Source organism: Achromobacter sp. RW408 (assembly GCF_003184165.1).
GTDB classification, from domain to species: Bacteria; Pseudomonadota; Gammaproteobacteria; order Burkholderiales; family Burkholderiaceae_B; genus Achromobacter; species Achromobacter xylosoxidans.
The window spans coordinates 1,039,282-1,064,109 of record NZ_QHHO01000049.1 but is presented as its reverse complement, the minus strand read 5'-3'; the positions used below and the strand labels follow the sequence as shown (position 1 = coordinate 1,064,109).

Here is a 24,828-nt window from a genome sequence, read left to right as displayed (position 1 = left end):
GCCGGCCGCTGTTCCACAGATCGAAACGGCTGCACGCAATCCGCCACCGAAGTCGGCAGGCGACGCGCGCAGCCGCGCATAAAAACAAAATGACCCACACAGGAGACAACCGTGGGAGACATCGACTTTCAGGCGATGGAGTTCGCCTATGAAAAACACGCCGACCAGGCCGCCGCGACGCAGGCACGCCACCCGGTGGTGGTGGTGGGCGCCGGCCCGGTCGGCCTGACCACGGCGCTGGACCTGGCGCGCCAGGGCGTGCGGGTGGTGGTGCTGGACGACGACTACCGCCTGTCCACCGGCTCGCGCGCCATCTGCTTTTCCAAGCGCACCCTGGAAATCTGGGACCGCCTCGGCGTCGGCCAGCGCATGGTCGACAAGGGCGTGTCGTGGAACGTGGGCAAGGTCTTCTTCCGCGACCAGGAGGTCTGGCGCTTCGACCTGCTGCCGGAACCCGGCCACCGCCGCCCCGCCTTCATCAACCTGCAGCAGTACTACGCCGAAGGCTACCTGTACGAGCAGGCGCGCCAGGAACCGAACATCGACCTGCGCTGGAAGAACAAGGTGGTGGGCCTGGAACAGGCCGGCGACGGCGTGGTGCTGTCGATCGACACCCCCGAAGGCGGCTACGCGCTGCGCGCCGATTGGCTGGTGGCCTGTGACGGCGCGCGCTCGCCGGTGCGCAAGCTGATCGGCCAGGAAAGCCATGGCCGCATCTTCCGCGACCGCTTCCTGATCGCCGACGTCAAGATGAAGGCCGACTTCCCGGCCGAGCGCTGGTTCTGGTTCGACCCGCCCTTCCACCCGAATCAATCGGTGCTGCTGCACATGCAGCCCGACAATGTCTGGCGCATCGACTTCCAGCTGGGCTGGAACGCCGACCCGGTCGAGGCCGTCAAGCCCGAGAACGTGCTGCCGCGCATCCGCGCCCTGCTCGGCCCGGACGCGCAGTTCGACCTGGAATGGGTCAGCGTCTACACCTTCGCCTGCGAACGCATGGACAAGTTCCGCCACGGCCGCGTGGTGTTCGCCGGCGACTCGGCGCACCGCGTCTCGCCGTTCGGCGCGCGCGGCGCCAACAGCGGCGTGCAGGACGCCGAGAACCTGGCCTGGAAACTGCGCCTGGTGCTGGCCGGCCAGGCGCCCGAGACGTTGATCGACAGCTACGCCGCCGAACGCGAGCACGCCGCCGACGAGAACATCCTGAATTCCTCGCGCGCCACCGACTTCATCACGCCCAAGAGCGACATCAGCCGCAGCTTCCGCAATGCCGTGCTGAACCTGGCCCGCACCCATGCGTTCGCGCGCACGCTGGTCAACAGCGGTCGCCTGTCGCTGCCGGCCACCTACGCCGATTCGCCGCTGAACACGCCGGATACCGACGCCTTCTCCGGCCGCATGCGGCCCGGCGCGGTGGCGCTGGATGCGCCGGTGCAAGGCCCAGGCGATTCGCCGTGGTGGCTGGCGCAACTGGACGCCGGTTTCACGCTGGCCTATTTCTGCGGCGACGCCCCGCCCGACACGCAGACGCTGCAGGCCCTGCGGGCGCTGCGACTGGCGGCGGTGCCGGTCAAGCCCGTGCTGGTCGCGGGTCCGGGTTGCGATACCGCGGGCTGGCCGTCCGACCTGGCGGCGGTGGTCGACACCGAAGGCCTGCTGGCCCAGCGCTATGACGCGCTGTCGGGCACCGCCTACCTGATCCGTCCCGACCAGCACATCGCCGCGCGCTGGCGCGCCTTCCAGCCCGACGCGGTGGCGTCGGCCGTCAACCGCGCCATCGGCCGCGCCTGAAGAACCCGGAGGCCTTTTCCATGCTGAACACCGAAACCAACCTGGCCGCGCCGGACGACTTCTACGAAGCGCTGATCGAGGCGCATCGCGATTTGAGCAACGAGCAGAGCCAGGAACTGAACGCCGCGCTGATCCTGCTGCTGGCCAACCACCTGGGCGACATGGCGGTGCTGCGCGAGGCGCTGGCGCAGGCCCGCGCGTCGGTCACGCTGGCGTCGAACCCACCGCAAACGCATTGACGATCAGGACGCGCAGCCACTGGTTGCCGCCATCGCGGTCGTAGCGGCGCTGCCAGTACATATTGGTCTGCAGCGCCGGCACCTTCACCGGCGGCGTCATGTAGCGCAGGCCGAATGGCTGCGCGGCGCTCGCCGCCAGCTTTTCGGGCACGGTCGCCAGCAGGTCGGTGGCGCTGACGATGTACGGAACCGCCGAAAAATGCGGCACGCTGAAGTGCTCGGCGAGCGGCACGCCGGCCCGTTCCATGGACTGGTTGACCTGCCCGTAGGGCGCCGCGCGCGACACGATCAGGTGACGCTCGGCGCGAAACGCCTTCAATCCCATGCCGGGGTGGGCCGTGGGATGCGCCTGGCGAAAGAGCGTGGCGTACCCCTGCCGGAACAACATGCGCTGCAAGGTGCCCGCCCCCATCTCGTCGAAGGCGCCGATGGCCAGGTCGACGCGGCCCGCTTCCATCTCGCGCGGCAGGTCCGGTCCCTGCACCCGCACCGAATCGATGCGCACCTGGGGCGCGACCTGCACGCACACTTCCATCAGGCGTGGCATGAAATGGATCTCGCCGACATCGGTCATGGCCACGCGAAAGCGCCGCGTGCTGGTGGCGGCATCGAACGCCTCGTGGTCCTGCAAGGCCTGCGACAACAGGGCCAGCGCCTCGCTCACCGGGCCGGACAGGCGCTGCGCGCGCGGCGTGGGCAACATGCCCTGCGCGGTGCGCACGAACAGCTCGTCGCCAAACGCCAGCCGCAGCCGGCGCAGGGCGTTGCTGACCGCTGGCTGCGACAGCTCCAGGCGCCGCGCCACGGCGGACAGGTTGCGGTCCTCCAGCAGGTGCTGGAACAGGATCAGCAGGTTCAGGTCGACGTCGCGCAAGTCCGCCATCAGGCACCCCTACTATTCACGAAATTTATAGTTGGTATTTTTACATTCCCGTAGCCATAGTGGGGGATTTTTCCGACAATGGCATATCGGCACCGGAAATCCGCTCCGGCGCGCCAGGACCAAGACCGCGCGGCCACGCATCGCGCGCCACCCCAGGAGGATTCCATGGAACTGCACTACCAGACCGGCTTCGGCAACGACTGTGCCACCGAAGCCCTGCCCGGCGCCCTGCCGGTGGGCCGCAATTCGCCCCAGCAATGCCCCTATGGCCTGTACGCCGAGCAGTTGTCCGGCACCGCCTTCACCGCGCCGCGCAGCGAGAACCGCCGCTCCTGGCTCTACCGCATCCGCCCGGGCGCGCAGCACAAGCCGTTCGAGCCGTTTGCCGGCGTCAAGGGCTGGGAAAGCGCGTTCGGCCACGGCCCGGTCACGCCCAACCAGCTGCGCTGGAGCCCCCTGCCCATCCCCACCGTGCCCACCGACTTCATCGAAGGCGTGAAGACCTGGGGCGGCAACGGCGGCCCCGATGAGCAAAGCGGCGTCGGCATCCACCTGTATGCCGCCAACCGCTCGATGCAGGGCCGCTATTTCTACAACGCCGACGGCGAGCTGCTGCTGGTGCCGCAGCAGGGCCGCCTGCGCCTGGCCACCGAACTGGGCCTGATCGACCTGGAGCCGCTGGAGATCGCCGTGATCCCGCGCGGCGTGCGCTTCAGCGTGCAACTGCTGGACGACAGCGCGCGCGGCTACATGCTGGAGAACTTCGGCGCCGCGCTGCGCCTGCCCGAACTGGGCCCGATCGGCTCGAACTGCCTGGCCAATGCCCGCGACTTCAAGACGCCGGTGGCCTGGTACGAAGACGTGGAAGGCGACTTCGAACTGATCGCCAAGTTCACCGGCGGCTTCTGGCGCGCCGCGATCGGCCATTCGCCGCTGGACGTGGTCGCCTGGCACGGCACGCACGCGCCGTACAAGTACGACCTGCGCCACTTCAACACCATCGGCTCGATCAGCTACGACCATCCGGACCCGTCGATCTTCACGGTGCTGACCGCCCCGTCCGATACCCCGGGCACGGCCAACATGGACTTCGCCATCTTCCCGCCGCGCATCCTGGCAATGGAAAACACCTTCCGTCCGCCCTGGTTCCACCGCAACATCGCCAGCGAATTCATGGGCCTGATCCAGGGCGTGTACGACGCCAAGGCCGACGGCTTCGCCCCCGGCGGCGCCAGCCTGCACAACTGCATGAGCGGCCATGGCCCCGACGCCGAGACCTTCGAGAAGGCCTCGCGCGCCGACACCAGCAGCGCGCACTACATCCGCGACACCATGGCCTTCATGTTCGAAACGCGGCGCGTGATCCGCCCGACGGCGCAGGCGCTGGCCTCGGTAGAATTGCAGGGCGACTATTACCGGTGCTGGCAGGGCCTGCAGAAGCATTTCGATCCCGCCAAGGCGTGACCGGCCTTTCCGCCGTCACGCCCGCCCACGGCGATGCGCGCAAGCGCATCGCCGTTTGGCTTTGGATTTTTCCGGCGCCCGCCGCGCCCTTACAAACACATTGAACGAGACACTCCCCATGACCACCGCCATCAACGAAACCCACGACCCGTCCCTCAAGAGCTGGGTCGCCAGCGCCAACACCGGCACCTCTGACTTCCCGGTGCAGAACCTGCCCTACGCCGCGTTCCGCCGCAAGGGCTCGCAGGAATCGTTCCGCCCCGGCGTGGCCATCGGCGACCAGATCGTCGACCTGGCCGCGCTGGCCGCCGCCAAGCCCTTCGAAGGCGCGGCCGCCGAGGCGCTGGCCGCCTGCCAGGGCGATAGCCTGAACGCGCTGATGGCCCTGGGCCATGCCCACTGGAGCGCACTGCGCCTGGCGCTGTCGCGCGCGCTGCGTGAAGGCGCCGCGCTGCGCGCCACGGTCGAGCCGCTGCTGGTGGCCCAGGCCGACGCCGAATACACCACGCCCGCCCGCATCGGCGACTACACCGACTTCTACATCTCGGTGCACCACGCCACCGCCATCGGCAAGCAGTTCCGACCCGACACCCCCCTGCTGCCGAACTACAAGTGGGTGCCGATCGGCTACCACGGCCGCGCCTCCAGCATCGGCGTGGACCAGAAGTTCCCGCGTCCGGTCGGCCAGACCCGCCCCGCCAACGAAGGCGAGACGCCGCAGTTCGGCCCGTGCGCGCGGCTGGACTACGAACTTGAACTGGGCATCTTCGTCGGCACCGGCAACGCCCAGGGCGAACGCATCAAGCTGGCGGACGCCGATGCGCACGTGTTCGGCCTGTGCATCCTGAACGACTGGTCGGCGCGCGACATCCAGGCCTGGGAATACCAGCCGCTGGGCCCGTTCCTGTCCAAGAATTTCGCCTCGACCATCTCGCCGTGGATCGTCACCATGGAAGCGCTGGAGCCGTTCCGCACGCAGTGGAACCGCGGGCCGTCCGAGCCGCAGCCGCTGCCGTACCTGGCCTCCGACGCCAACCGCGCCAAGGGCGCCTACGACGTGCAGATGGAAGTGCTGCTGACCACCGAACAATCGCGCGCCGGCAAGCAGGCGCCGGCCCGCCTGTCGCGCAGCAACTTCCGCGATGCCTACTGGAACGTGGCGCAGCTGATCACGCACCACACGGTGAACGGCTGCAACCTGCAACCGGGCGACATGCTCGGCACCGGCACGCTGTCGGGCCCGCAACCGTCGGAAGCCGGTTCTCTGCTGGAACTGAACCACGGCGGCAAGCAACCGATCGAGCTGCCCTGGGGCGAGAAGCGCACCTTCCTGCAGGATGGCGACCAGGTCATCATCCGCGCCGAATGCGTCAAGGCGGGCTATCCGCGCATCGGTTTCGGCGAATGCTCGGGCACGGTGCTGCCGGCGCGGGTCTGAACGACGTCCGTCAGGATCGGGGCGTGGCGGCCGCATCGGTCGTCAACGCCTCGATCTCGTCATCCTTGGCCTGCCACTGCCGGCCCAGCCAGTGGTGGAATTCGGTGCGGAAGGCCTTGTCGCGGCTGTAGTCGCCTTCGCAGAAGGCCGGCGGCACCGGCACCTGGCGCATGCGCACCCGCACCGTGCCCATGCGGCCGCAGGCCATGTCCCAGAAGCTGGGCACACCCGCCGGATAGGCGATGGTGACATCGATCATCGAACGAAAACGCGTGCCCATCGCGTTCAGCGACACCGCCAGCCCGCCCGCCTTGGGCTTGAGCAGGTGACGATACGGGGCTCCCTGCGCGTCGCGCTTGGCCGGCGAAAAGCGCGTGCCCTCGGCAAACACCATCACGCTGGTCGGCACCAGCGAGAATTTCTGGCAGGCGCGGCGCGCGGTTTCCTGGTCCTGGCGTCCCAGGGCGGGATTGCGGCGCAGGTCGGCCTTGCCGTGGCGCTTCATGAAGGGAAAATCCAGCGCCCACCACGCCAGCCCGATCACCGGCACGTAGATGAGCTGCTGCTTGAGGAAGAACTTCAGCAGCGGGATGCGGCGGTTCAACGCGCCCTGCAACACGAAGATGTCGACCCAGGACTGGTGGTTGCAGTTGACCAGGTACCAGTCCGCGTAGCGCAGGCCGGTATTGCCGCGCACATCCCAGGGCGCGCGCTGGATGCGCGTGAACCAGGCGGTGTTGACGCTGATCCAGGCCGTGGCGATGCCGTTGAGGATGGGGTCGATGCGGCGCCTGACCGCCGCGAACGGCAGCGCCAGTTTGAGCAGCGCCATGGGAAACAGCAGCAGGCACCAGGACAGCGTGCTGGCGCCGATCAGGAGCGTGCTGAACACGCCGGTCAGCCAGGCCAGGCGGCCGCGTGGCACGGGCCAACCGCGCCAGCGCGCGGCCGGGGCGGACGCGGGCGCGTCGCCTGCGTCAGCGACAGGGGGCCGGATCGGGCCGGCCAGCGGATCGGGAAAAGTCATGAACGCGAGTGTGCGAGGACTGCCCGGGGGCCGGTTTGAGCGGGATCAAACCGGCCCCAGGCCCGGACGGGGTGAAGTCAAGGCAGGCGGTATTTTTCTTCGCGATAGACCCAACTGGCCCACAGCGCGTGCGCCAGCGCTTCCTTGGTCAGGGCGTCATCCGCGGGTTCGACCGGATCGTAGGTCTCGTCCTGCCCGACCGGCGCGGCGCGGTAGCGGAATTCGCGCGGCGCCTTGGACGGTTCCAGCACCAGCAGCTTGTCCCCTTGCAGGTAGCCGAAGTTGTCGGCGTACTGCATCAGCGCGCGGTTGGGATCGCGTTGCGTCAGGTCGGCGCCCAGCATCGGATTGATGTTGTCCAGTCCGATCAGCGACAGCAGCGTGGGCGCCATGTCGATCTGGCTGACGATGCGCTCGTCCTGGCGCGGCGCGATGCCCGCGCCCAGGATCAGGGCCGGGATCTGGAAGTGCCGCACCGGCACCGGGATCGAGCCGTAGACGCGGGAATCGTGGTCCGCGATCACCAGGAACACGGTGTTGTCCCAGTACGGCGCCTTGCGCGCCTTGTCGAAGAACTGGCCCAGCGCCCAGTCGGCGTAGCGCACGGTGTTGTCGACGCTGGCCGGATCGCCCACCGGCTGGATGCGGCCCGCCGGGTACTCCCACGGCGAATGGTTGCTGACCGAGAACGCCAGCGTGAACACCGGCTTGTCGCCGTCGGCGCGCAGCAGGCGGTCGACCTGGGTGAACATGTCCTCGTCGGACGCCCCCCACGAGCCTTCGAACACCGGGTTCTCGAACTTCGGGCGATCGACGATCTCGTCAAAGCCATTGCCCAGGAAGAAGGCGCGCATGTTGTCGAAGTGGGACTCGCCGCCATAGACGAAGCGCGAATGGTAGCCATGCTTGCCCAGCACCTGCGCCAGGGTGAAGAAGCCGGTCTGCGAGCGCGGCAGCTTGACCACGGCGTCGGCCACGCTGGGCAGGAAGCCCGCGGTGACCGCCTCGATGCCGCGCACCGAGCGCGTGCCGGTGGCGTAGGCGCGATGGAACATCCAGCCTTCCTTGCCAAGCCGGTCGATGTTGGGCGTCAAGTCCTTGCCGCCCAGGCTGCCGACATATTGCGCGCCCAGGCTTTCCTGCAGGATGATCACCAGGTTGAGCGGCTTGTCGCGGCGCACCGTGGCCTTCTGCTCGTGCAGGCTGGGGTAGCGCGGATCCAGCGGCGCCCCCGTCAGGCCGGCCTTGTCGCGCACGATGGCGTTCATCTCGTCCACCGGCATCTTCGGATACATCGCGGCCGACGAGCGTTCGTCGCGCATGCGGTAGGCGGCATCGAACACGCTGTAGAGCGAGTTCAGGGCCAGCGAATTGACCATCGCGTCCGAGCTGAACGCGACCTTGGCCGGATTGATGGGGCGATGCTCCAGGGTGCCGCGCGCGCCCAGCACCACCAGCGCCAGGATCGCCAGCGACGCCAGCGGCCGCTTCCACCACGCCAGGAAGGGATCGCGCACGCGCACCGGGAACAGCTTGACCGCCAGCCAGGCCGCCACCAGCAGCACCACCAGCGCGGTGAACAGCACGCCCTTGTAGCCCTGCCACAGCATCGAACCGACTTCCTTCGGATTGAGCAGGTAGATGAAGTACAGGCGGTTCGGGCGCGTGTCGTATTCGGCGATGAACTGCGGCGTGGAGACTTCCAGCAGCACGTACAGCATCCACCAGACGCGGAACCACCAGGCGGTGACGCGCGCCGCCCACGGGCGGTGCCCCAGCCACGGCGAGAACACCGCCGGCAGCGCGATCACCATGGACAGCAGGCAGACGTCGATGCGCAGGCCGCCCAGCAGCACCGGCCACAGGCCGCCGGCCGCCTGGACCCGGTCCCACATCCACCAGGACAGGCCAAGGCGGCTGAGCGTCAGCAGCGCCAGCACGGCCAGGATGAAGCGCAGTGTCAGCCGGCGCATGCGGCGGCCCTCCGACTACCAACGAAACCCCGCGCCGTTGCCGCGCCACGCTTACCGAGCCAAACCATGCCTTGCCATCCGGTGATTGAAAACGGCCAAGATTAACGCGGATCGACGCGCCGCAGCGCCGCCGGCTGGAGTCGCGATGTCGAATAGGAGGCCGATGACAACCCTGTCATGTCGTACGACATCTCATTTCTTCAGCATCCGACGTGGCGGCCGCGCGGGCCTATTGCACCCGGCGCAGGCGCTCGCGGCTGTTGCTCAGGTGGGTGCGCATCGCGGCGCGGGCGCCTTCGGCATCCTGGCGCATGATGGCGCTGTAGATGTCTTCGTGCTCCAGGTTGACGCGCGACAGGTAGGCGGCACGGTCCTCGTGCGCGAACTTGGCCGAATTGATGCGGGTGCGGGGGATGATGGCCGAACCCAGGTGCGACATGAGATCGGCGAAATAACGGTTGTCGGTGGCCTGCGACACCAGCAGGTGGAACTGGAAGTCCGGCGTGATGGTGTCGCCGCCGCTGTCCAGCGCGGCCTTGAAGGCGTCCAGCGCGCGGCGCATCTCGGCCAGCTGGGCCTCGCTGCGACGCACGGCGGCCAGGCCGGCGGCCTCGCTTTCCAGGCAGATGCGCAGTTCCAGCAGCACCAGCACATCGCGCACCGTGGCGATGTCGGCCGGGTCGACGCGAAAATCGCCGCCACCGCTGGGTTCGAGCGCGTAGGTGCCCACGCCATGATGGGTTTCGACCAGGCCGGAGGCCTGCAGCCGCGACAGCGCTTCGCGCACCACGGTGCGGCTGACGCCGAACTGCCGCATGATCTCGGATTCGGTGGGCAGCTTGTCGCCGGGGCGGATGTCGCCGCCGCGGATGCGTTCGGAAATGTTTTCCACCAGGCCTTGCGCCAGGTTCCGTGGACGACGCTGCGGCAGCACGGGGGTATCGACAGGAGCGTTCATCAGGGATTATCCGGAAGCGGTTGCGTGGCGCTTGACTGCAAAAATTCGTGCTTATTATACTTTGGACAAGTTGTACGATAACGTACCAGGCGAGTCCACCCCAACGAGCGTTGCGCCATGAGCCTAGCTGTCGACCGCATGCCTGCCTCCCCCCGTTGTCATCGCTTATTGTTGACCGGCGCCGCCGGCAACCTGGGCCGGGTACTGCGACCGCGCCTGAAGGCCTGCGCCGACGTGCTGCGGGTTTCCGACGTCGCGGCCATGGCGCCCGCCGCCCCCGGCGAGGAAGTCGTGCCCTGCGACCTGGCCGACCCCGCCGCCGTCTCCGAGCTGGTGCGCGGCGCCGACGCCATTGTGCACCTGGGCGGCGTTTCCGTGGAGCGTTCTTTCGAGGAAATCCTGCCGGCCAATATCCAGGGGGTCTACCACGTCTACGAAGCCGCCCGCGTCCATGGCGTGCGGCGCGTGGTGTTCGCCAGCTCCAACCACGTCATCGGCTTCTATGAACAGGGCGCGCGGCTGGACGCCGACGCGCCGTTGCGGCCCGATGGCTACTACGGCCTGAGCAAGGCCTACGGCGAGAACCTGTCGCGCTTCTACTACGACCGCTACGGCATCGAGACGGTCTGCCTGCGCATCGGCTCGTCGTTTCCCGAGCCCAAGGATCGCCGCATGATGGTCACCTGGCTCAGCTACGACGACCTGACCGACCTGGTGGTGCGATCGCTGTTCACGCCGAACGTCGGTCACCTGATCGCCTATGGCGCCTCGGCCAACCGCGACAGCTGGTGGGACAACCACCGCGCCGCCGCGCTGGGTTTCGCGCCCAAGGATTCCTCCGAAGCCTTTCGCGCGCAGGTCGAGGCGCAAGCGCCCCTGCCCGCCGACGATCCCGCCGGACGCTTCCAGGGCGGCGCCTTCGTCAAGGCCGGCCCCTTCCCCTTTCCCCCGCGCTGATTTCGTCCCCGGCCCATCATGGCGACCCACGCTGAACGCATCGGAACCCTGCTCTGCGGCGTGGGCGAAAGCCCGGTGTGGCGCGCCTCCGACCAGGCGTTCCACTGGACCGACATCCCCGGCCGCGCGCTGTGGCGCTGGACGCCCGCGAGCGGCCGGCTCGATCACTGGACGTTGCCGCAGATGGCCGGCTGCATCGCCCCGCGCGGGGACGGCTGGCTGCTGGCGATGGAGGACGGCCTGTATGAATGCGGGCCGCTGGTGGCCGGCCAGGCCTGCCAGCCGTGGCCGCTGGCCCCGGTGCGTCACGACGCGCCCGGCATGCGCTTCAACGACGGCCGCTGCGACCGCCAGGGCCGCTTCCTGGCCGGCACCATGGTCATGGACATGGGCCTGGCGCGCAACGCCGGCAGGCTCTACCGGCACGGTCCCGGCGAGGCACTGGAGGCCATCGTCGACGACCTGATCGTGCCCAACGGCCTGGCCTTCAGTCCGGACGGCAAGACCATGTACCTGTCCGACTCGCACCCGTCGCGGCAGGTGGTCTGGGCCTTCGACTACGACATCGACGGCGGCCCGCTCCGCAACCGCCGCGTCTTCATCCCGAGACTGCCGACCGGCCGGCCCGATGGCGCCGCGGTCGACGCCGACGGCTGCTACTGGATCTGCGGCAACGAGGCCGGCCGCATCTACCGCTACACGCCGGACGGCCGCCTTGACCGCAGCCTGGAGGTGCCGGCCGCCCGCGTCGCCATGTGCGCGTTCGGCGGCCCCGACCTGGACCTGCTGCTGGTCACTTCGATCCGCCCCGCCGATGCCGCCCCCGATTCCATCGCCGGCGCCGTCTTCATCCTGCGCCCCGGCGCGCGGGGCCTGGAGGAAACCGCAAGCGCCGGTTAGCACCCGACCGTGGCGCCCCAAGCGCCCACGCACGAGTAGTGAGCAGGTCCGTACACATCGAAGAGCTTCGGGGCCGCAACGGCCCTCAACGAAACGCCGTACTCCCAACCGGAGGTAGACATGTTGCGCCCGACCCTGACCCGCGCCATCCTGGCCGCGGCCGCCTTGCTGACGCTGATTCCCGCCACCCATGCCGCCGAGCTGCGTTCGGCGGACATCCATCCCGACGATTACCCCACCGTGCAGGCCGTGCGCCAGTTCGGCGAGCTGGTCAAGCAGCGCACCAACGGCCGCATCACCGTCAAGGTGTATGCGGGCGGCGCGCTCGGCAACGAAGACGACTCGATCGAACAGGTGAAGCTGGGCGCGCTGGCCATGGCGCGCGTCTCCAGCGCCGCCATGCACAACATCTGCCAGACCACGCGCGTGCCATCGCTGCCGTTCCTGTTCCGCTCGAAAGAGCATCTGCACAAGGTGCTGGACAGCGAGATCGGCGAACGGATCCTGAAGTCCTGCGAGTCGGCCGGCTTCGTCGGCCTGGCCTGGTACGACAGCGGCTCGCGCTCGATGTACACGCGCAACAAGCCGATCAAGACACTGGCCGACGCCAAGGGCATGAAGATCCGGGTGCAGCAGTCGGACCTGTCGGTGGCGATGGTGGAAGCCATGGGCGGCAACGCCACGCCGATGCCGATGGGCGAGGTCTACACCTCGCTCAAGACCGGGCTGGTGGACGCGGCCGAGAACAACTACCCCAGCTACGAAAGCGCGCATCACTACGAGGTCGCCAAGTACTACGCGCTGACCGAGCACACCATGACGCCGGAAATACTGATCTTTTCCAAGCGCCAATGGGACAAGCTGTTGGCCGAGGACCAGAAGGTCCTGCGCGAGGCCGCGCGCGAGTCGGTGCCGTACATGCGCAAGCTGTGGGACGAGCGCGAGCAGAAGTCGCGCGCCGTGGTCGAGAAGGCCGGCTCGCAGATCGTCGAGGTGGACAAGGCCTCGTTCCAGGCGGCGATGAAACCGGTGTACGACCGCTTCGTCACCACGCCCGACATGAAAGACCTGGTCGCCAAGATCCAGGCCGTCCAATAAGGAATCCACATGTTGGCTACCTCCACCAATGACCCGGATGTCGCGGCGGGGGGCCGGGCGCATGCCCTGGCTGCCCCGCTGGACGCCTACACCCGGGGCTGCGCCCGGCTGGCGCGGCTGTGCATGTGGACCAGCGTGTTCGGCCTGGTCTGCCTGATCGTCGCGGTATCGCTGCAGATCTTCGGCCGCCATGTGTTGAACAGCACCCCCACCTGGGCCGAGAGCCTGGCGCTGCTGCTGGTGCTGTACGTCACCATGCTCGGCGCCGCCGTCGGCGTGCGCGATGCCGGCCACATCGGCTTCGAATCGCTGGTCGACGCCTTGCCGGCGGCCGGCCAGCGGCGCCTGAAGATCTTCATCCACCTGCTGGTGCTGCTGTTCGGCGCGCTGATGGCGTGGAACTGCGCCCTGCTGGCCGAATCCGTGTGGGCCTACAAGATTCCCAACCTGGGCATTTCCAACGGCTGGAAGTACGTGCCCGCGGCCCTGTCCGGCGTGCTGATCGCGCTGTTCTCGGTCGAGCACGTCATCGCCCTGTTGCGCAACCAAAAGGTGGTACCGGCATGGCGCTGACCCTACTCTCCTTCACCTTCATGGGCTTCCTGGTGATCGGCGTGCCGGTGGCGTTCGCCATCGGGCTGTCGTCGATCACCGCGATCATGTACGAGGACCTGCCGCTGGCGGTGGCCTTCCAGCAGATGACCTCGGGCATGAACGCGTTTTCGTTCCTGGCCATCCCGTTCTTCATCTTCACCGGCGAGCTGATGCTGTACGGCGGCATCGCCGACCGCATCGTGGCCTTCGCCAAATCACTGGTGGGCCACGTGCGCGGCGGCCTGGGCATGTCCAACGTGGTGGCCTGCACGCTGTTCGGCGGCGTGTCCGGATCGCCAGTGGCGGACGTCTCGGCGATGGGCTCGGTGATGATCCCGATGATGAAGCGCGAGGGCTACCACGCCGACTACGCGGTCAACGTCACCACCCACGCGGCGCTGGTGGGCGCGCTGATGCCGACCAGCCACAACATCATCATCTACACCCTGGCGGCGGGCGGCAAGGTGTCGATCGCGGCGCTGATCGCGGCCGGCGTGGTGCCGGCGCTGATCCTGACGCTGTGCAACCTGGCCGCGGCGTATTTCGTGGCGCGCAGCCGCGGCTATCCGGCCGGCACGTTTCCCGGCTGGCACATCGTGGCGCGCTCGCTGGTGGCCGCCCTGCCGGGGCTGTTCGTGGTGGTGCTGATCATCGTCGGCATCCTGAGCGGGGTCTTCACCGCTACGGAATCGGCCGCGGTGGCCGTGCTGTACGCGCTGGCGCTGACGATCTTCGTCTACCGCTCGCTGACCTGGGACCAGTTCGTGCGCGCCGCCAGCAAGGCGGTCAAGACGACCGGCGTGGTGCTGCTGCTGATCGGTATTTCGGCGACCTTCGGCTATCTGATCAGTTTCTACGGCGTGGCCGAGAAGACCGGCGCGCTGATGGCCTCGATCTCCACCAGCCCGTGGGCGATCTTCCTGATGGTCAACATCATCCTGTTCGTGCTGGGCACTTTCCTGGACATGGCGGCGACCATCCTGATCTGCACGCCCATCTTCCTGCCGATCTGCATGCAGTACGGCATGGGGCCGGTGCAGTTCGGCATGGTGATGCTGCTGAACTGCGCGCTGGGCCTGAACACGCCGCCGGTGGGCACCACCCAGTTCGTGGGCTGCGCCATCGGCGGGGTCTCGGTCGGCACGGTTATGCGGACCATCTGGCCATTCTACGGCGCGTTGCTGGCCGCGCTGGCGCTGGTCACCTACGTGCCGGCGTTCTCGCTATGGCTGCCAGGCCTGCTGCTCAATTGAGCAATCGACACGGAGGCGGGGCGACCGCCCGTCCCGTGCAGCACCGGCCAAAAGAACAGCGCGGCCAGCAGCCACATCAGGGCGGCCGACCACAGCGTCTGGCTGAGGAAGTGCGCGCCCTGCAGGATGCGCACGGCTGAAAACGCCAGCCCGGCGGCGATGCCCGCCGCCAGTCCCCACCAGCGCCAACCCGGCCGCCCGACGGCCCAGCCGGCGAAATACAGGGCCAGCAGCGAATAGCCGGCGCCGGCATGGCCGCTGGGCAGCGCGCCGCCGGCCTTGCCACGATCCCAGGTCCACCACGACTGCGGATAGGGGGTGTAGCCGCCCAGCGTGTCCAGGTCGTAGGGCCGCGGCAGCGTGGTGTAGTGCTTGAGCTGGGAGATGGCCAGCTGCCCCGCCATACAGGTCAATGCCAACGCCAGCGCCGGCCCGCGCAGGGAGCGCCAGGCGGGAATGCGATAGCTGGCCGCCGCGACGGCAATGGCCCCCAGCCCGATGCCGATCGGCAGGGCCAGCACCATGCGGTGGCCGATCAGTTCCAGCCAGCGGTTGGTGTGCAACGGGAAATCGTCCAACGCCGGGTTGAACAGGGCGCGCGCGATGGCCAGGTCCCACCCCGACGCATTGGCCCACCAGGCCAGGCACGCCAGGAACAACGTCACGCCCAGCACGTGCGTGGCCAGGTAGGCGGCGGGCGTCGGCCGGGTGGCCGCGGGAGGGGACAGGGACGACATGTGGGACGCGATGGAGGGCGCTCGGCCGAAGCGGACAGCTTAGGCGGCCGATAGTCGAAAATTCGTCAAATTCCGCCCACCGGGGGGAGCCTCGCCCCCGGCGTTGCGCCCCGACTACGCCGTCGCGTCCGCCGCGTTCAGGCGCAGGCTGAAGCGCGTGCCCCGTTGGGGGCCTTCGCGGGAAGAATCCACGGTCAAGGTCCAGCCCTGCATGTCGCAGACCCGCTTGGCGATGGCCAGCCCCAGGCCACGCGCGGTTTCGTCCCGGCCCGCGGCGGCCGAATCCCGCAGCCGCCCGCTGTAGTAGCGGCGGAACAGGAAGGGCAGGTCGCCGGCGTCGATGCCCTTGCCATCGTCGCCCAGCTGCAACACGCCATCCTCGCCCAGGCTGGCGGTCAGCGTGGCGGGCGCGGCATGTTCGATGGCGTTGCGCACCAGGTTGCGCAGCACCGTCAGCAAGGCATAACGGTCCAGAACGCGGATGTGCTCGGGCGGGATGCGGTTGTCGAAACGCAGCTGGGCCACGCCGGCCTGGGATTCGTAGCCGCGCCAGGCGTCCTGCATGCAGTCGGCCAGGTCGACCGGCTCCGGCGGACGCATCTGGTCGCGAGCCATGGCGCGCGCGCTTTCAAGACAGACGATGACGTCGTCGACGTTGTCCATGACCCGTGTCAGCCGCTGGCGCTGGTCCGCGGTCAGGTCCTGGGTCAGCAGCATGAGCTCGCTGTCGGAGCGGATCGCCGCCAGCGGGGTGCGGACTTCGTGGCTGAGGTTGCCGGCGAACTCGCGTTCGCGCGCGATCGAGCGGTCGACCTGGTTCTGCACCCGGTTGAAGGCCTCGATCAGCCGGCCGGCCTCGTCGTCGCGCGTCACCGCCAGGTCGGGCGAGCCGGGCGCCCAGGTCGAGAGCCGGTCGGTCAGGTCCAGCAAGGGGCCCACCGCCACCGCCGCCACGCGCCGCGACAGGGCATACGCGCCCACCACGCAGATCGCCCCCACGCCCAGCACGATCAACCCGAAATCGTGCACCCGTTCCTCATTGTCGGTGGCGTCGTACAGCAGGTAGACCTTGCCCGTGCCGGTCTCGGCCACCATCACGTGCCAGGTATAGGCTCCGGGCTCGATCAGGTGCAGGCCGTTGTCCAGGCCGCGTATCTCCTCGGGCATGCCGGCCGGGGCCTCGCCGTCGGCGCTGAGCCAGGCGCGCATGGAGCCGCCCAGCTCACGGGCGCCGTGGCGCGGCAGGAACTGGTCGCTGGTGCGCGCGTGCTGCACCAGGCGGTCCATTTCGGTATTGAGGATGTCGTTGACCAGGTCGTCCTCCATCTGGTCGAACGTCAGGTAGGCGAGCAACGCCAGCGCCGTCACGAACAAGGCCACGGTGCCGGTCAGCGCCCACACCACGCGTTGCGTGAGGGTGCCGCCCCCCGCGAAGCGGCTCATGCGGCGCTCCCGTCGGCGACCAGGCGCCAGCCGGTGCCATGCAGGGTTTCGATGCCGTCGAAGCCGGCGTCGGCCAGCGCGCGACGCAGCAGGTGCACCTGGCTGCGCAGCGCGTCGGAAGACGGCGGTTCGCTGCCCCACAACTGCGACTCCAGTTCCTCGCGCGAGACCACCCGCCCCGGGTCGCGCAGCAGCGCTTCCAGGATGAGGGTCGCCTTGCGCGTCAGGTGGACAGGCTTGCCGCCGATCGACGCCGTGCGGCTGCGGGTGTCGTAGGCCAGGTCGCCGAAAACACGCACCGTGTCCACGGTCGACCCCTTGGCGCGCTGGATCAGCGCGAGCAGGCGGGCCTCGACTTCCAGCAAGGCGAACGGCTTGGTCAGGTAGTCGTCGGCGCCGTGCGAGAAACCGGCCAGCTTGTCTTCCAGGCTGTCGCGCGCGGTCAACACCAGCACCGGCACCGGCAGACGCCTGTCGGCGCGCAGCGCGTGCAGCACCGCATGGCCGTCCATGCCAGGCAGGCCGATGTCCAGGATCACGGCGTCGAAACGCTGTTCCTCCAGGCGCTGCAGGCCGGCGGGGCCGCTATAGGCCACGTCCGGCAGGAATCCGCGGGCTTCCAGGAAGGTGTACAGGTTGCCGGCGATGATGTGATCGTCCTCGACGATCAGGATCCGCTGATTCGCGCCCGCCGCGGGACTGGCTGCCATATTCGCATCCCCATCGAAAGAAAGGTTGAACGCCCCGGTCAGGCCTGCAGCACCTTGCCCGGGTTCATCAGGCCGTGCGGATCCAGCGCGCGCTTGATCCGCCGCATCAGGGCCAGTTCGACCGCGCTCTTGTAACGCGGCAGTTCGTCGCGCTTGAGCTGGCCCACGCCGTGCTCGGCGCTGATGGAACCGGCGTGCGCGTGCACGCTGTCATGCACCACGCCGTAGATGTCGCTTTGCAGCGCCAGCAATTCGGTCTCGGTCTGGCCTGGCGCGTTGGCCACGTTGTAGTGCAGGTTGCCATCGCCCAGGTGGCCGAAGATCACGTGGCGCACGCCGGGAAAACGCGCCTGCAGCAGCGCATTGGTGTGGTGCACGAAGCCGGCGATGGCGGAAATCGGGATCGACACGTCGTGCTTGACCGACTTGCCCAGCTCGGCCTCGGCCAGCGGGATGCTTTCGCGCAGGTGCCACAGTGCCTTGCTCTGCGCGACGTTGGCGGCGATGGCCGCGTCGTTCACCAGGCCGGCCTCGATCGCCTCGCCCAGCACCGTCTCGAAGCGTTCGCGCGCATGCGTTTCGCTTTCGCTGTCCGACAGTTCCAGCAGCGCGAACCAGGGCGAGGCGGCGGAGTCGCCTTCGAACGGCAGGCGCTGCTGCGGGAACAGCCGCACCACGGCCTGCAGGCAATGGCCGCTCATCAATTCGAAGCCAGTCAGCGCGGCGCCGAAGCCGGCGCGGGCGCGTGACAGCAGCTCGACCGCGTTGTCTATGCTGTCCAGCGTCAGCAACGCGGTGCAGGAGGCCACCGGCCGCGGGAAAAGCTTGAGCGTGGCGGCGGTGATGACGCCCAGCGTGCCCTCGCTGCCGATATAGAGGTCGCGCAGATCGTAGCCGGTGTTGTCCTTGCGCAGGCCGCGCAGGCCGTTCCAGATCTCGCCCTCGGCGGTGACCACCTCGAGCCCCAGGGCCAGGTCGCGCGTGTTGCCGTAGCGCAGCACCTGGGTGCCGCCGGCGTTGGTGGCGAGGTTGCCGCCGATGGTGCAGCTGCCTTCGGCGGCAAGGCTGAGGGGGAACAGCCGGTCGGCGTCGGCCGCGGCCTGTTGCACCGCCTGCAGGATGCAGCCCGCTTCCACCGTGATGGTGTCGTTGTCGGTATCGAGCGCGCGGACGCGGTTCAGGCGGGCGGTCGACAGCACCACCGCGCTGCCCGAGTCATCCGGCGTGGCGCCGCCACAGAGGCCGGTATTGCCGCCCTGCGGCACTACCGGCACGCCATGGCCGGCGCACAGCTTGATGGCATCGGCCACCTCCTGCGTCGAACCGGGACGGATCACCGCCAACGCCACGCCACGATAGCGGCGGCGCCAGTCCAGCGCGAACGGCTCGGCATCGGCGCCGGTCAGCACATGGGACTCGCCCAGGAGGGATTGCAATTCGCTCAGCAAGGTCATAGGCGCCGCACGGTGGGGCGCGCCGGGCCGCGCCCGGGCGCAGTTCAAGGGAGGTGCGGACTATTGTAGAGGCAGCTCGGCCGCGCCGGTTGCGCTAGCGTGCTGTCCAACAGCACACTAGCCCACGGCCTGGTCCAGGCGCGTGCCGGTCAGGCCGGTGCAGTAGGCGCGCGAGGCGATGCGGTTCATCAGGAACGCGCGATCGACGCCGGCCGGACCCGGCATTTCGGACAGGGCGCGATAGGCGCGCCGCAAGGCTTCGCCGCGGGTGGCGCCGCAGACCAGCAGGTGCGTGCAAGGCATATGGCGGTCGGCGCAACCGTCGATGCGCACCTCCAGCGCGTGCGCCGCGACCGGTTCGAAGTCGGCCACCGCGGCGCCCGAACGCGGCCGCGATTCCGCAAGGATCACGCGGAACACCCCGGTGCGATCGTCCAGCGAAAAGGCCACCGTACCCATGCCCTGCCAGGCGCGATCCCGCGCCACGCTGGCCGCGATCGCGCGCAGGGCGCTCTCGACCGAGGCCGGCAGATGCGGAGCCGGACATTCGGCGATCAGCACGCGGGCATCGCGCCAGACACAGCGCTCCCAGGCCCGGCCGGTCGCCAGCTCGCCCTCGGGTGAGATGAATACGTGAATGTCGAGCCGGCGTTCCCGCCCGGCCGCCGGGCCGGCGAAGTCCGTGGGCGGCCTGCGCCTGGCGCCGCCCGATGACGTGACTGTGGATACTTTGGCTCTCATGGGCCCCTCCGGTCTTTCTGCTTGCCTGACTAGCGTATCACCTTCGGATGGCGAGCAAGTTCCATGCCAGCGGGATGCCCCTGCCGACGCCGGCTTCGGGCCCTATGCCAACGCACCGCCACGGCGCGCCGCCGCCGGCGCGGCGCACCAGGCTGGGGCGGGCGCGACGCAAGCCCCTGGACGCCCTACGCCACTGGCGGGATGATGCATCCGGCGCCGATAGGGGATAATCCCATTTTGCGCCCCATTTTGGCCGGCTCGTCCGCCGCCGGGGCATGCCAGCGCAACCCGTCACCCAAGGAGCCGTCGTGGCCGACAACTCGCAATTCCCCGCCGCCGTCTTCAAGGCCTATGACATCCGCGGCACCGTCCCCGACCTGATCGACGCCCGCTTTGCGCGAGCCCTGGGCGCGGCGCTGGCCGCGACCGCGCGCGAACAGGGCGTGCAGACACTGGTGGTGGGCCGTGATGGCCGTCTCAGCAGCGACATGCTGTCGCAGGCACTGCAGGAAGGCATGCTGGAAGGCGGTGTCGACACAGTCGATATCGGACAGGTTCCCACGCCCCTTGTGTATTTCGCCGCGCACACGCTGCAGACCGGCTCCGGCGTCGCCATCACGGGCAGCCACAATCCGCCCAAGTACAACGGCTTCAAGATGATGATGGGCGGACGCGCGCTGTATGGCGAAGACGTGCAGGCCCTGGCGCGCCGCATGAACGGCGGCACCGACGCGCCCGCGCCGCGCCCCGGGGTGCGGCGCGAACTGGACCTGGTGGCGGCCTATATCGCGCGGATCGCATCCGGGGTGAAACTGGCCCGCCCCATGAAGATCGCGGTCGACTGCGGCAACGGCGTGGCGGGTGCGATCGCGCCGCAATTGTTCCGCGCCCTGGGTTGCGAGGTCACGGAGCTGTTCTGCGAGGTCGACGGCACCTTTCCCAACCACCATCCCGATCCGGCCGAGCCCAAGAACCTGCAGGACCTGATCCGCTGCCTGGCCACCACCGACTGCGAACTGGGCCTGGCCTTCGACGGCGATGGCGACCGCCTCGGCGTGGTGACCAAATCCGGCCAGATCATCTGGCCCGACCGCCAGCTGGTGCTGTTCGCCCGCGATGTGCTCGAGCGCAACCCCGGCGCCACCATCATCTACGACGTCAAGTGCAGCCGCCACGTCGGCCTGTCGGTCGAAGCCGCGGGCGGCGAGCCGCTGATGTGGAAGACCGGCCACTCGCTGGTCAAGGCCAAGCTGGCCGAAACCGGCGCGCCGCTGGCCGGCGAGATGAGCGGCCACATCTTCTTCAAGGAGCGCTGGTACGGCTTTGACGACGGCCTGTACACCGGCGCCCGCCTGCTGGAAATCGTATCGCGCTTCAGCGATGCCGGCGCGCCCTTGGAGGCCCTGCCGCAGGACGTGTCCACGCCCGAGTTGAAGCTTGAAATGGAGGAAGGCCAGCCCTTCACGCTGGTGCAGGCGCTGCAGGAGCAGGGCCAGTTTCCCGGCGCCACGCGCGTGGTCACCATCGACGGCGTGCGCGCCGAGTATCCCGACGGCTTCGGCCTGGCGCGGCCGTCCAACACCACGCCAGTCGTGGTGCTGCGCTTCGAAGCGCAGACCGCCGAGGCATTGGCCCGCATCCAGGGCGATTTCCGGCGGGAACTGGCTAAACTGGCGCCCGACGCCACCCTGCCCTTCTAGATCGCCGATGTCTTTGCCCAATAGTCCAGCCTGGCGGCGCTTCGCCGCCGCGGCCAAATCCGCCGACCTGCGCGGCGAGCAACTGCGCCTGATCAACGCCCCCGGGTTGCGCCTGGACTTGAGCGCGCAGGCGTATTCCCCCGCGCTGCAAGAAGCGGCGGCCGCCTTGCTGGCACAACAGGGGTTCGATGCCGCGCGCGCGCGGCTGTTCGATGGCGGCGACGCCAACTGGACTGAACAACGCCCGGCCTGGCACACCGCCCTGCGCGCGCCGCAGCCGCCGGCCATGGTTGCGGCCGCCGTATTGGCCGAACGCGAGCGCGTGCGCCAATTCGTGCGCGATGCCGATGCCGCCAACCGCTACAGCTGCATCCTGCACCTGGGTATCGGCGGTAGCGACTGGGGGCCCCGCTTGATCACCCGCGCACTGCGCTACGGCGGGGCGCGTCGCGAGGTGCGCTTCGCCTCGAACGTCGACTCCCATTCGGTCGCCGACGCCATGAGCCGGCTGGATCCCCACGACACGCTGGTCATCGTCGCCTCCAAGTCCTTCACCACCACCGAGCCGCTGGCCAATGCCGAAGTCGCCATGAACTGGCTGCGCGACGCCGGCGTGGCCGATCCGATCAAGCAAGTGGTGGCGATCACCGCCAACGTCGAGGCCGCACTCAATCTGGGCATCTCGCCCGACCATATTTTCCAGATCTGGGACTGGGTCGGCGGCCGCTATTCGCTGTGGTCCGCCATCGGCCTGCCGGTCGCGCTGGCGATGGGCAACGATACCTTCGACCAGTTGCTGGCCGGCGCCGCCGCCATGGACGAACACTTCCGCCACGCCCCGCTGGCCGAAAACGCCCCGCTGCAACTGGCCTTGGCCGGCGTCGTCAACCGCAGCGTGCTGGGCTTCGACTCGCTGGTCATCTCGCCCTACGATTCGCGGCTTTACCACATCGTGCCCTGGGCCCAGCAACTCGAAATGGAATCGCTCGGCAAGGTCGCGACCGCCGACGGCAGCCCGGCGGGCGTGCCGACCGGCCCCGCCGTCTGGGGCATGTCGGGCACCGATTGCCAGCACACTTTCTTCCAGTGGCTGCACCAGGACACCGCCGGCGCGCCCGTCGATTTCATCCTGTGCGAGCAGCCCGACCACGCCTATGCGCGCCACCACGAACTGTTGATCGCCAATTGCCTGGCGCAGCGCGCGGCGCTGTTGCGCGGCAAGTCGTTCGACGAAGCGCTGGCCGAAACTTCCCGCACCGAAGCCGATCCGGCTCGCGCGCGGCTCCTGGCGCAGCACAAGGTGCACCCCGGCGGACGGCCATCCTCGCTGATCGTGCTTCCGCACCTCGAGGCCTACACCCTGGGCGCCCTGCTGGCGCTGTACGAGCACAAGGTATTCACGCAGGGCGTCATCTGGGGCATCAATCCGTTCGACCAATGGGGCGTCGAGTTCGGCAAGGCCCTGGCCAAGAACATCATCCGCGAACTGGACGCGCCGGCGCAGCAGGTGGCGCCGCAGGATCCGTCCACCCGCTTCTGGATCGACACGATCGCCCGGCGTTCCTGACGCCATCGGCACGCCGGGGGTGCCACCGATGTGCCCGGGTGTGCCGTTGGCGAGTCGACGAAAACCGCCGGGCACGGTCCCGCCAGGGCCGCTCTGGACAGGATGCGGCGACGGGCGAATAATGGCCCGTCGTCCTACCCGGAGCGTCCCATGCGCATGCCTGTCCGCCGCACCGCACGATTCCTGGCCGCCCTCGCCTTGTGCGGCGCGGCCGGCGCACAGGCCGAGACCATCGCCACTGGCATGGTGGCCGCGGCCAACCCCCTGGCGGCCGCCGCCGGACTCGACGCCCTCAAGCGCGGCGGCAGCGTGGTGGACGCAGCCATCGCGGTACAGATGGTATTGACCGTGGTCGAGCCGCAATCGTCCGGATTGGGCGGCGGCACGCTGATGCTGGTGTGGGACCAGGACGGTGGCACCTTGTCCGCCCTGGACGGGCTGGCCGCGGCGCCGGCGCGCACCACCGCCAGCCTGCGCACCGACGTCGACGGCGCCACCCTGCCGCTCAAGGACGTGGCGCGCCTGGGCCGCCCGGTCGGCGTACCCGGCACCGTTCGCGTCATGGCGCTGGCGCACCAGCGCCACGGAAAACTGCCGTGGGCCAGCCTGTTCCAGGCTGGCATCCGCAGCGCCGAAGACGGCTTTCCGATGTCGCCCTACCTGCACGACAGCCTGCAACGGCTGCCGCAACTGGCCGAGAACCCCGCGATCCGCAATGTGTTCTATGACGCCCGCGGGCAGGTGCTGCCGGTCGGCGCAACGGTCCGCAATCCACTGCTGGCGGACGCGCTGCGCAAGGTCGCCGCCGATCCGGATGCAATCAACCATGGCGTGCTCACCGCCGATGTCCTGGCCGCCATCGGCGCGGGCAAGTATCCCAGCCTGATCCAGGCCGCCGACCTGGCGGCCTACCGCCCGGTCGAACGCACGCCGATCTGCGGCCCCTTCCTGTCCTGGAAGGTCTGCACCTTTCCGCCCCCCAGCTTCGGCGGTGTATCGGTGCTGCAGCAACTGGGCATGCTGGCCGCCCACCGCATCGACACACTGGCTCCCGGCTCCGCCGCCGCCGACCACCTGTTGATCGATACCGCGCGCATCGCCCGCGCCGACCGCCTGGCCTATATCGGCGACCCGGCACAGGTCAAGGCGCCGGTGCGCCAGCTGATCGCGCCCGGCTACGTGCGCGAACGCGCCGCCCTGCTATCCGGCAAGGCGGTCACGGGCCCGCGCCCGGGGGTGTTCGCCGGCGTGCCGGCGCCGGCCGGCGCCGACGCGCCGGGCACCACCGAAACCAGCCAGGTCGCTATCGTCGACGCGCGCGGCAATGCGTTGTCGATGACCACCACCATCAACCTGAACTTCGGCTCATGGCTGATGCCGCACGGTTTCTTCCTGAACAACGCCCTGACCAATTTCTCGTCGGCCCACGGCAAGGGCGCGCCCAACGCCATGGCGCCGAACAAGCGGCCAGTGACGTCGATGGCGCCCACCATGGTGTTCGATAGCGATGGCAGGCTGGCGCTGGTGACCGGATCGGCCGGCGGCGGCTATATCGTCGACTACATCGCCCAGGCCGTGGTCGGCATCCTGGCCTGGGGGCTGCGCCCCGCCGACGCGCTGGCGCTGCCGCACGTCGCCGGCAACAGCGGCCGCAGCCAGGTGGAAAAGGGCCGAGTGGCGACCGATACCATCGCGCGATTGGCCGCCCGCGGCCACAAGCTCGAGCAGGTCGACATGAAAAGCGGCGCCGCCGCGATACGCGTGACGCCGCAAGGCCTCGATGGCGCCGCCGATCCGCGCCGCGACGGCGCGGCCTTGGGCCATTGAGCCGGACTCAGGCGCTCAGCGTGTCATACAGGTCCACGTGGATACGGGCCACGCGCTCGATATTGAATTCGCGT

At 68.8% G+C, this 24,828-nt stretch carries 21 protein-coding genes; 12 read left to right on the top strand and 9 right to left on the bottom strand.

Annotated elements, in window-relative coordinates:
- Positions 1-111: 111 nt before the first annotated feature.
- Together DK459_RS24345 and DK459_RS24340 are read left to right on the top strand one after the other, a co-directional pair.
- Positions 112-1,791 (top strand): FAD-dependent oxidoreductase, encoded by a 1,680-nt coding sequence (locus DK459_RS24345; protein WP_110135127.1) that lies wholly within the window; start codon positions 112-114, stop codon positions 1,789-1,791.
- A gap of 20 nt (positions 1,792-1,811) precedes the next feature.
- Positions 1,812-2,030, top strand: coding sequence for a DUF2783 domain-containing protein (locus DK459_RS24340; protein WP_054499194.1), 219 nt, complete (start codon positions 1,812-1,814; stop codon positions 2,028-2,030).
- On the opposite strand, the gene DK459_RS24335 is transcribed toward DK459_RS24340, so the two are convergent.
- Positions 1,996-2,913 (bottom strand): LysR family transcriptional regulator, encoded by a 918-nt coding sequence (locus tag DK459_RS24335; RefSeq protein ID WP_110135126.1) that lies wholly within the window; start codon positions 2,911-2,913, stop codon positions 1,996-1,998. The genes DK459_RS24340 and DK459_RS24335 overlap by 35 nt on opposite strands.
- Before the next feature lie 165 nt (positions 2,914-3,078).
- Here DK459_RS24335 and hmgA point away from each other — a divergent pair, with 165 nt between their 5' ends.
- Together hmgA and fahA are read left to right on the top strand one after the other, a co-directional pair.
- The gene (gene hmgA, locus DK459_RS24330) at positions 3,079-4,377 is read left to right on the top strand and encodes a homogentisate 1,2-dioxygenase (protein WP_110135125.1); all 1,299 of its coding nucleotides are present in this window, start codon (positions 3,079-3,081) and stop codon (positions 4,375-4,377) included.
- Positions 4,378-4,495: 118 nt separating this feature from the next.
- Positions 4,496-5,815: a fumarylacetoacetase gene (gene fahA, locus DK459_RS24325; protein WP_110135124.1), complete on the top strand. Its 1,320-nt coding sequence runs from the start codon at positions 4,496-4,498 to the stop codon at positions 5,813-5,815.
- Positions 5,816-5,825: 10 nt separating this feature from the next.
- Here the strand turns inward: fahA and DK459_RS24320 are convergent, their stop codons facing one another.
- From DK459_RS24320 to DK459_RS24310, 3 genes are all read right to left on the bottom strand, one after another.
- Positions 5,826-6,740, bottom strand: a complete 915-nt coding sequence (locus tag DK459_RS24320) for an acyltransferase (protein WP_110135267.1) — start codon at positions 6,738-6,740, stop codon at positions 5,826-5,828.
- 179 nt (positions 6,741-6,919) lie between these two features.
- Positions 6,920-8,815 (bottom strand): LTA synthase family protein, encoded by a 1,896-nt coding sequence (locus tag DK459_RS24315; RefSeq protein WP_054437821.1) that lies wholly within the window; start codon positions 8,813-8,815, stop codon positions 6,920-6,922.
- A 229-nt stretch (positions 8,816-9,044) separates the two neighbouring features.
- Positions 9,045-9,773 (bottom strand): FadR/GntR family transcriptional regulator, encoded by a 729-nt coding sequence (locus DK459_RS24310; protein WP_006385911.1) that lies wholly within the window; start codon positions 9,771-9,773, stop codon positions 9,045-9,047.
- Positions 9,774-9,890: 117 nt separating this feature from the next.
- On the opposite strand from DK459_RS24310, the gene DK459_RS24305 reads away from it, so the two are divergent.
- The 5 genes from DK459_RS24305 (at position 9,891) to DK459_RS24285 (ending at position 14,575) form a co-directional block, all read left to right on the top strand.
- Complete coding sequence (locus DK459_RS24305; RefSeq protein ID WP_006385910.1) at positions 9,891-10,730, top strand: NAD(P)-dependent oxidoreductase; 840 nt, start codon at positions 9,891-9,893, stop codon at positions 10,728-10,730.
- An 18-nt stretch (positions 10,731-10,748) separates the two neighbouring features.
- Positions 10,749-11,630 (top strand): SMP-30/gluconolactonase/LRE family protein, encoded by an 882-nt coding sequence (locus DK459_RS24300; protein ID WP_110135123.1) that lies wholly within the window; start codon positions 10,749-10,751, stop codon positions 11,628-11,630.
- Positions 11,631-11,750: 120 nt separating this feature from the next.
- Positions 11,751-12,728: a TRAP transporter substrate-binding protein gene (locus DK459_RS24295; RefSeq protein WP_110135122.1), complete on the top strand. Its 978-nt coding sequence runs from the start codon at positions 11,751-11,753 to the stop codon at positions 12,726-12,728.
- A gap of 9 nt (positions 12,729-12,737) precedes the next feature.
- Positions 12,738-13,301: a TRAP transporter small permease gene (locus DK459_RS24290; RefSeq protein WP_080969328.1), complete on the top strand. Its 564-nt coding sequence runs from the start codon at positions 12,738-12,740 to the stop codon at positions 13,299-13,301.
- Positions 13,292-14,575: a TRAP transporter large permease gene (locus DK459_RS24285; protein ID WP_020926314.1), complete on the top strand. Its 1,284-nt coding sequence runs from the start codon at positions 13,292-13,294 to the stop codon at positions 14,573-14,575. The genes DK459_RS24290 and DK459_RS24285 overlap by 10 nt, the downstream gene beginning before the upstream one ends.
- Here DK459_RS24285 and DK459_RS24280 read toward each other — a convergent pair.
- The 5 genes from DK459_RS24280 to DK459_RS24260 all read right to left on the bottom strand — a co-directional run bounded on the left by DK459_RS24280 (position 14,527) and on the right by DK459_RS24260 (position 19,660).
- Entirely contained in the window at positions 14,527-15,312 is a 786-nt protein-coding gene (locus tag DK459_RS24280) for a phosphatase PAP2 family protein (RefSeq protein WP_054442660.1), read from the bottom strand. The two genes, DK459_RS24285 and DK459_RS24280, sit on opposite strands and share 49 nt — an antisense overlap.
- Positions 15,313-15,426: 114 nt before the next feature.
- Positions 15,427-16,755: a HAMP domain-containing sensor histidine kinase gene (locus DK459_RS24275; protein ID WP_024070416.1), complete on the bottom strand. Its 1,329-nt coding sequence runs from the start codon at positions 16,753-16,755 to the stop codon at positions 15,427-15,429.
- Positions 16,752-17,465 carry a response regulator transcription factor gene (locus tag DK459_RS24270; protein WP_006385903.1) on the bottom strand — a complete coding sequence of 238 codons (714 nt, stop codon included), beginning with the start codon at positions 17,463-17,465 and terminating at the stop codon, positions 16,752-16,754. The genes DK459_RS24275 and DK459_RS24270 overlap by 4 nt, the downstream gene beginning before the upstream one ends.
- A gap of 38 nt (positions 17,466-17,503) precedes the next feature.
- Positions 17,504-18,919 carry an FAD-binding oxidoreductase gene (locus tag DK459_RS24265; RefSeq protein ID WP_024070417.1) on the bottom strand — a complete coding sequence of 472 codons (1,416 nt, stop codon included), beginning with the start codon at positions 18,917-18,919 and terminating at the stop codon, positions 17,504-17,506.
- A gap of 117 nt (positions 18,920-19,036) precedes the next feature.
- Entirely contained in the window at positions 19,037-19,660 is a 624-nt protein-coding gene (locus tag DK459_RS24260) for a BPTD_3102 family carboxylase-like protein (RefSeq protein ID WP_006385901.1), read from the bottom strand.
- A 275-nt stretch (positions 19,661-19,935) separates the two neighbouring features.
- On the opposite strand from DK459_RS24260, the gene DK459_RS24255 reads away from it, so the two are divergent.
- The 3 genes from DK459_RS24255 (at position 19,936) to DK459_RS24245 (ending at position 24,754) form a co-directional block, all read left to right on the top strand.
- Complete coding sequence (locus DK459_RS24255; protein ID WP_054442659.1) at positions 19,936-21,360, top strand: phosphomannomutase/phosphoglucomutase; 1,425 nt, start codon at positions 19,936-19,938, stop codon at positions 21,358-21,360.
- Between the two features lie 7 nt (positions 21,361-21,367).
- Positions 21,368-22,927, top strand: coding sequence for a glucose-6-phosphate isomerase (gene pgi / locus DK459_RS24250; protein ID WP_006385899.1), 1,560 nt, complete (start codon positions 21,368-21,370; stop codon positions 22,925-22,927).
- Between the two features lie 150 nt (positions 22,928-23,077).
- Positions 23,078-24,754 (top strand): gamma-glutamyltransferase family protein, encoded by a 1,677-nt coding sequence (locus DK459_RS24245; RefSeq protein WP_024070420.1) that lies wholly within the window; start codon positions 23,078-23,080, stop codon positions 24,752-24,754.
- Positions 24,755-24,828: the final 74 nt, after the last annotated feature.